Annotated in this window: 7 protein-coding genes; 2 read left to right on the top strand and 5 right to left on the bottom strand. The window is 69.0% G+C overall.

The window, feature by feature from the left end; all coding sequences use genetic code 11:
- The 5 genes from IBL26_RS06505 to IBL26_RS06485 all read right to left on the bottom strand — a co-directional run.
- Window positions 1–209 (bottom strand): aldolase/citrate lyase family protein (locus tag IBL26_RS06505; protein WP_241749084.1); only part of this gene is annotated, 209 nt, incomplete at its 3' end.
- Window positions 206–1,453 (bottom strand): CaiB/BaiF CoA transferase family protein, encoded by a 1,248-nt coding sequence (locus IBL26_RS06500; protein ID WP_241749082.1) that lies wholly within the window; start codon window positions 1,451–1,453, stop codon window positions 206–208. The genes IBL26_RS06505 and IBL26_RS06500, both read right to left, overlap by 4 nt.
- A complete protein-coding gene (locus IBL26_RS06495; protein WP_187783650.1) occupies window positions 1,440–2,540 on the bottom strand; it encodes an ABC transporter ATP-binding protein in 1,101 nt (366 codons plus the stop codon). Before IBL26_RS06495 ends, IBL26_RS06500 begins: the two co-directional genes overlap by 14 nt.
- Window positions 2,533–4,260 carry an ABC transporter permease gene (locus IBL26_RS06490; RefSeq protein ID WP_187783649.1) on the bottom strand — a complete coding sequence of 576 codons (1,728 nt, stop codon included), beginning with the start codon at window positions 4,258–4,260 and terminating at the stop codon, window positions 2,533–2,535. Before IBL26_RS06490 ends, IBL26_RS06495 begins: the two co-directional genes overlap by 8 nt.
- On the bottom strand, window positions 4,260–5,375 hold the full coding sequence (locus IBL26_RS06485) for an ABC transporter substrate-binding protein (RefSeq protein WP_187783648.1): 1,116 nt from the start codon (window positions 5,373–5,375) through the stop codon (window positions 4,260–4,262). The genes IBL26_RS06490 and IBL26_RS06485 overlap by 1 nt, the downstream gene beginning before the upstream one ends.
- Window positions 5,376–5,511: 136 nt before the next feature.
- Between IBL26_RS06485 and IBL26_RS06480 the strand changes: the two genes are divergently transcribed.
- Window positions 5,512–6,165 (top strand): GntR family transcriptional regulator, encoded by a 654-nt coding sequence (locus IBL26_RS06480; protein WP_187783647.1) that lies wholly within the window; start codon window positions 5,512–5,514, stop codon window positions 6,163–6,165.
- Window positions 6,077–7,141 (top strand): NAD(P)-dependent oxidoreductase, encoded by a 1,065-nt coding sequence (locus tag IBL26_RS06475; protein ID WP_241749081.1) that lies wholly within the window; start codon window positions 6,077–6,079, stop codon window positions 7,139–7,141. Before IBL26_RS06480 ends, IBL26_RS06475 begins: the two co-directional genes overlap by 89 nt.
- Window positions 7,142–7,396: the final 255 nt, after the last annotated feature.

Below are 7,396 nucleotides of genomic sequence, written 5' to 3'. Positions count from 1 at the left end.
AGCACGTCGGAGCGGCCTTCCCGCCGCAGCCGGGCTACGGCGGCTTCCACCTTGCGGCGGGCATCGGGCTTGTCGGCGGGGGAGATGCTGTCTTCCAGGTCCAGCTGGATGGCGTCGGCGCCGCGTTCGCTGGCCTTGGCCAGGAAGCGCTCGACGTTGACCGGCACGAACAGGCCGGAGCGCCAGACCGGGTGCGGGGCGGCGCTCATGCCGCCGCCACCAGGCCGGAGGTGAGGGCGCCGTCGATTTCCTCGGGCCCGAAGCCGTGCGCGGCCAGGATGTCCCGGCTGTGCTCGCCCAGCCGCGGCGCGGGGGCACGGATGCCACCGGGCGTGCCGGAGAAGCGGGCGGAGACCGCGTGCATGGGGAAGCTGCCCATATCCTCGTCCGGGTAGTCGGCCAGCAGGGCGCGGGCATGCACGTGCCGGTCAGCCATGAAGCGGACGATGTCGTTGACCGGGCCGATGGTGACCTCGGCGGTTTCAAAGAACGCCACGTTTTCCTCCAATGTTCGTTGGCCGACGAAGGCGCCGATCACGGCGTCCAGCTCCTCCCCATGCGCCACCCGCAGCTCGTTGGTGCGGAAGCGCGGGTCGTCGATGAGGTCCGCCCGGCCGATGGAGCGCAGCACGCGTTCCGCCATGCCCTGGGTGGAGGCGGAGAGGCAGACCCAGCCGTCATCGCTGGTGCGGTAGACATTGCGCGGCGCGGCGCCGGTGGAGCGGCTGCCGGTGCGCGGCTTGGTGCGGCCGGTCAGGCGGTAATTCGCCGCCTGAGGGCCGAGGGCGGTGAAGAGCGGGTCCAGCAACGGCAGGTCGATCACCTGGCCATGGCCGCCATTCATCTCCACCTCCCGCAGCGCCGCCATGGTGGCGAAGGCACCGGTCAGGCCGGCGATGGTGTCGGCCAGGTACATCGGCGGCAGCACCGGCTCCCGGTCCGCGAAGCCGTTCATCTCGGCGAACCCGGCGAAGCCTTCGATGAGGGTCCCGAAACCGGGGCGCCGGCTGTAGGGGCCATCCTGGCCCCAACCGGAGACGCGGACGATGATCAGGCTAGGCTCCAGCCGCAGCAATTCCTCGGGGGAGAGGCCCATGGCTTCCAGCGTGCCGGGGCGGAAGCTCTCCACCAGGATGGCGGCGCCCGGCACCAGGCGGCGGATCAGCGGGATGGCCTCGGGATGGCGGAAATCCAGGCAGAGGCTGCGCTTGCCGCGTGCGTGCACCTTCCACGCGGTCTCGACGCCCTTGACGCGCCAGCCGCGCAGCGTGTCGCCGTCGCGCGGCTCGATCTTGTCCACCGTGGCGCCGAAATCCGCCAGATGCTGCGTCAGGGTGTTACCGGCGACGAGGCGGGAGAGGTCCAGCACCCGCACGCCGTCCAACGGGCCGCGCAGGCCGGGGGTGTAGTCTGCGCGAGGCAGCTTCTGCGGGGCGGTATCAAGCGGCGACATCGGCTTCTCCACGGAACAGGATGCCGCCGGCATGCGGCAGCCACAGGCGCAACGTATCCCCCGGCGGCGGCTGGCGCGCTTCCAGCCGCAGCGGCGTGCCGGCGAGGTCGAGGCCGATCTGCCAGTTGCCGCCGACATAGGCGCGGCTGGTGATCTGCGTTCGCAGCACCGTGCCCTGGGTGTCCTCGCCGTTCTCGCGCGCGATGCGCATCTGCTCCGGCCGGTAGGCCACGGTCACGCGGCTGCCGGCGGCGGCGGCGCGCTCGGTGGTGGCTTCCAGGCGCTGGCCGTCCGCCAGTTCCAGCAGCGCGCGGCCGCCAGCCGGCGTGGCATCGGCCACGCGCGCCGGCAGGAAGTTGGTGGTGCCGATGAAGTCGGCGACGAAGGGGTCGGCCGGCTGCTCGTAGATCTCCTGCGGCGCGCCGATCTGCGCGATGCGGCCGCCATTCATCACCACCACGCGGTCGGAAAGCGAGAGCGCCTCGATCTGGTCGTGGGTGACGTAGATGGTAGTCAGCCGCAGCCGCGTGCGCAGCTCGCCCAGCCAGGCGCGGGCCCGGTCCCGCAACTTGGCGTCGAGGTTGGAGAGCGGCTCGTCCAGCAGCAGGATCGCCGGCTGGTACACCAGCGTGCGCGCCAGGGCCACGCGCTGCTGCTGGCCGCCGGAGAGTTCGTGCGGGTAGCGCTTGGCGAAGCGCTCCATCTCCACCAGCGCCAGCACTTCCTCGATGCGGCGGCGCCGCTCGGGCCCCGCCACCTTCCGCAGCGTCAGCGGGAAGGCGACATTGTCCTGCACCGTCATGTGTGGCCACAGCGCGTAGCTCTGGAACACCAGGCCACAGCCGCGCGCCTCGGGCGGCAGGTAGATGCCGCGCTGCGCGTCGAAATAGACGGTGTTGCCCACCTGGATGCGGCCGCCATCCGCCCGGTCCAGCCCGGCGACGGCGGCGAGGGTGGTGGACTTGCCGCAGCCGGAAGGGCCCAGCAGCGTGACGAACTCACCATCCGCCACGTGCAGGCTGACATCGTCCACGGCGGTCACGCCGCCGAAGCGCTTGGTCAGCCCTTCGATCACCAGGTCAGCCATGCAGTTTCACCCCGAAGATGCCGCGCACCGCGGCGATGCAGATGGCGATGACCGCCACCTGGATGGTCGCCAGCGCGGCGACGAGCCCCACCTCGCCCTGCACCCACAATTGCAGCAGCGCGGTGCCGATGACCTCGCTACCCGGGGCGAACAGGAAGATGGCGGTGGAATATTCCTTGAAGAAGGAGATGAAGAGGATGGTGTAGCAACCGACCAGCGCTGGCCGCATCAGCGGCAGCATGATGCTACGCGTCGTCGTCCACCAGTCGGCGCCCTGTACGCGGGCCGCGCGGTCGAGGTCCGGGCTGACCTGCAGCAGCATGGGCGCCACGGCGCCGATGCCGGCGGGGATGAAGCGCATGGTGAAGGCGATCACCAGGATCCAGATGGAGTTGCGCAGGAAGCCCAGGCCCGGCAGCAGCGCGAAGGCGTAGAAGAAGCCGATGCCGGCGACGACGCCCGGCACCGCGCGGGGAAACAGCGCCAGGTAGCCCAGCGCCCCCCTGAAGCGGAATTCCGAGCGATGGACGATGACGGCGATGAGCCCGATCAACGCCGTGGCGATCGCGCCGCCGACGAGGCTGACGACGAAGGAATTCCAGATGGCGCGCGAATACACGGGATAGTCGAACAGCGTGGTGAAGTTGCTGACGGTCAGCACCTCGGATAGCGGGATCATCGGCGAGAGGAAGCTGGTGAAGCCACGCAGCACCAGCATGCCGATCGGCGCCAGCACGGTTGCGAAGATGTAGACCGTGGCGAGGATGAACAGCGGCCAGCGCAAATTGCCCAGGCGGAAGGGGCGGGGGCGGGAGGCTTTGCCGCCGAGCGTGATGAAGCGCCGCGTATTGCCCAGCATGCGCCCCTGCAACCAGACCAGGAAGCAGACGATCACCAGCATCAGTGCCGCCGCCGTCGCCACCAGGCCGTGATCCGGCCGGGGGGAGGAGACGCCGTTGTTGAACAGGAAGGTGGTCAGCACGGTGATGCCGGCGGGATCGCCGAAGATCAGCGGGATGGAGAGCAGCTCCAGCCCCACGGTGAAGTTCAGCACGGCGCTGTAGGCGATGGCCGGCTTCATCAGCGGCAGGGTGATGCGCCACAGCGTGCGGACGGTGCCGGAGCCGGAGACGCGCGCCGCTTCCTCCAGCGACGGATCGGTGATGGTGGCGGAGGAGAGGCAGTAGATATAGGCCAGCGGCGCCTGGGACACGCCGGCGATGACGGCCATGCCGGTCAGTGAATACAGGTTCCACGGCGCCTCCCCCAATGCGGAGGGCCAGAGCATGGTGAGGTAGCCGGACGGCCCGTAGACCGCGTACCAGCCGAAGGAGAGCACCAGCGCCGAAAGATAGAGCGGCCAGAGGAAGAACTCGCCCAGCACGCGCGCCATCGGCAGATCGGTGCGGCCGAACAGGATGGCGGCCAGCGTGCCGACGACCTGCGCCACCAGCGTGGTCAGCCCCGCCAGCAGCGCTGTGTTCCACAGGACTTTCGCGAAACCCTCGGTATTGGCCAGGCGGACGAAATTGCCCAGCGTCAGCGTGTACTCATGCTCGTACAGCGCCTCGGTCAGCACGGATTGCAGCAGCACCGGCAGCAGCGGCCCGGCGACCAGGATGACCACCAGCAGGGCGGTGCCATACTGGATGGGGATCTGGCGCATGCCATGGGCTGGCGGCGCGGGCGGCGCATCCGCCCGCGACACGACAGCGTCCATCAGCTGACCCCGTAGGCGCGCTTCCAGCGCTCCAGGAAGGGCTGGTACTGGTCCACCATCTCCGGCTTGTAGTCGATGAAGGCGATGTTCTGCTCACCGCCGATGGCCTTGATGATGGAGCTGTAGGTGTGGCGGATGCCCTGGCCGGGTTCCACATCCGGGCGCGCCGGCGTCAGGCCACCGCGGCCGAACGCCATCTGCCCTTCGGCGGAGGCGATGTAGTCGAGCATCAGCTTCGAGGCGTTGACGTTGCGCGCGCCCTTCGGGATGGCCATGCCGCGCAGGATGACGAGCTGCCCGTCCTCGATGAAGTTCCAGCCCAGCACGCGCGCCCGCGCCGGATCGTTCAGGCGCGGCCAGAAGGTGATGGCGGAGACGAACCAGCCGGCATGGTACTCGCCGGAGGTGACCTTCTCCGTCATCGGGCCGCCGGAGCGTTCCCAGCGCGGCTGGGTCGGCGCGATCTGCTCGAACCACTTCCAGGCCTGGTCGCCATGCTTGGCCACCATGCCGAAATTGGCCGAATAGCCGAAGCCGCCGAACTGCGCGCCGTAGCTGGTGATCTTGTTCTTCCATCGCGACTGGTTCTCCTGCGTCAGGGAGACGAATTGCGCGAAGGTCTTGGGCTGCTGCGCTTCCGGCACCAGCAGCTTGTTGAAGATGAACACCAGTGGGTCGGAGGAGACGGTGTAGACGCCGGGCCAGGGCTTGGACCAGGCAGGCCATGCGGCGGATTCAGCGGATTCGTAGGGCAGCACCTCGCCCCGGCGCTGGAATTCCACCCAGCCGCCGGGGTCGGCCGTGGCCAGCAGGTCGGCGGTGCGGCTGCTGGTGCCGCGCTCGGCCAGATAGCGCTCGAACACCTCGCGCGAGTTGGGCAGGTCCAGCGTTTCGACGCGGATCTTGGGGTAGCGCTTGTTGAAGCCCTCCAGCACCGGGCGCCAGTTCTCGGCCGACATGATGGAGTAGATGAGCAGGCTGCCCTCCTTCTCCGCGCCCGCGACGATGTCCTGGTAGCCCTGTGGATAGGAGGAGGGCGCACCCTGCGCCTGCGCCCGGCCCGCAAGGGCCAGGGCAGGCAGAGCCAAGGCGGTACGCCGGTTGATCCGGACCATGCTGTGTTTCCTTCCCCGTCTGGGGCCGGCCCGGCTTGGGTTGGGCCCCGGCGCGCTTTGGCGCATTTATTGGCGCCAATAGGCTAAACACGCTATTCCAGCGGCCGCAACCATTATGATGTCAGGATAAGCCGGCATGGCCCGCGCCCCCCGCCCCAAGCGCAACCTCGCCGCGGAGATCGCCATGGCCGTCCGCTCCGGCGCCTATCGCGCGGGGGAATGGCTGCGGCAGGTGGATCTGGAGGAGCGCTTCGGCGCCACGCGCTTCGACATCCGCGCCGCCCTGGCCGAACTGGAGCTGCGGCATACGGTGGAGCATGTGCCCAATCGCGGCTTCCGCGTCGCCGTGCCGGACCGGCGCCGGCTGCGGGACATGCTGGAGGTACGGGCGCTGCTGGAGGCGGAGGCGGCGCTGGCCGCCCTGCCGCACCTGGACGACGCCGCGCTGCAATTGCTGGAAGCCCGCGCGGCGGCGTTCGAGCACGCCGTGGCCGAGGGCACCGTGATGAGCCAGAGCGAGACCAACCTGGCCTTCCACGACACGCTGTACAGCTTCGCCCCCAACCAGGTTCTGGTGGAGGTGGCGACCGAGACCCGCAACCGCGCCCGCCTATGGCCCCTGGTGCTCTGGCCCTCCATGCAGGCATTGCGACGCAGTGCGGAGGGGCACCGGGACATCCTGGCCGCGCTGCGCCGCCGCGATGCGCCGGCCGTGGCAGCCAGCGTACGCGCGCATATCCTGGGCTCCGCCGCCAACGACCCGGCGGGTGACGAGGCGGGCGGCGGATGAGCGGTGCTGGCCACCCCGGCCCAGAAGGCTACAATACCGTCAGCAAGAATCGCGACGTCGGCCAGGCCGGCGGCAGGCGCAAAAACCTGGAGTGGAAATGAGCAAGCAGCAAGCCATCGGCATGATCGGTATCGGCCTCATGGGCCACGGCATCGCCTGGAACATCGCGAATGCGGGCTATGGCCTGACCATCCTGGACCATGCCGGCAACCAGCCGGTCGATGACCTGCGCGGCATGGGCGTGACGGTCGTGCCGAGCATCGCCGACGTGGTGCGGGCCGCCGATGTCGTCGTGCTCTGCGTCACCGGCTCGCCCCAGGTAGAAGCGATCCTGACCGGGGCGAATGGCGTGATCGCCAATCTTCGGCCCGGCACGGTGGTGGTCGATTGCTCCACCGCGCTGCCCGAATCCACCGCGCGCATGGCGGCGGCGGTGGCCGAAGCCGGCGGCGAGTTCCTGGACGCGGCCATGACGCGCCTGCCGCAGCATGCCCGCGCCGGCACGCTGAACCTGCTGATCGGCGGCGAGGCGGCGTTGCTGGAGCGCGTGCGCCCGCTGCTGGAAACCTTCAGCGAGAACATCACCCATATCGGCGCCGTCGGCTCCGGCCACCTGATGAAGCTGATGCACAACTACGTCTCGCTCGGCTTCGTCACTCTGCTCGCCGAGGTCGCGGCCCACGGGCAGAAGGCGGGGCTGGAGATGCAGACGTTGGTGGACGTGCTGGCGCAAGGCGGCGGCGGCGGCGCGGCCCTGCAACGCATCAGCCCCTTCCTGCTGCAGGGCGACGCGTCCTCCATGCCCTTCGTCATCAGCAATGCCGCCAAGGACCTGGGCTACTACCGCCAGGCGGCGGAGGCTTCCGGCGTGCAGCGCGCCATCGCCGACGCCGTGGGCACGACGCTGGATGCGGAAGTCTCCGCCGGCCACGGGCAGGACTACGTGCCGAAGCTGGCGGCGCTGCTGAAGGTCTGAACGCTTTTGGGGCGGTGCCGGAGGGCGGGGATAAAGGCTGGGGAAGGAATTCCCCAGGCCCAATCTTCTTTCTTCGAGTTTGGCGTGGCGTCTGAAAGTTCAGTTTGGCGCAGCTGGTGATTTCAAAACAGGCTACGCCGAGCCCACAGTCGCCGGCGGCACTGAACGTTTGGCGAACCTGGACGAGTATCTGAACCAACCGTCCAACAACCGCGCCCAGGAAACTCGAAAAAAGAAAAGAGGGGGTCCGGGGAA

This window comes from Teichococcus aerophilus, assembly GCF_014490485.1.
Taxonomy (GTDB): domain Bacteria; phylum Pseudomonadota; class Alphaproteobacteria; order Acetobacterales; family Acetobacteraceae; genus Pseudoroseomonas; species Pseudoroseomonas aerophila.
This window is presented reverse-complemented; position numbering and strand designations above follow the sequence as displayed.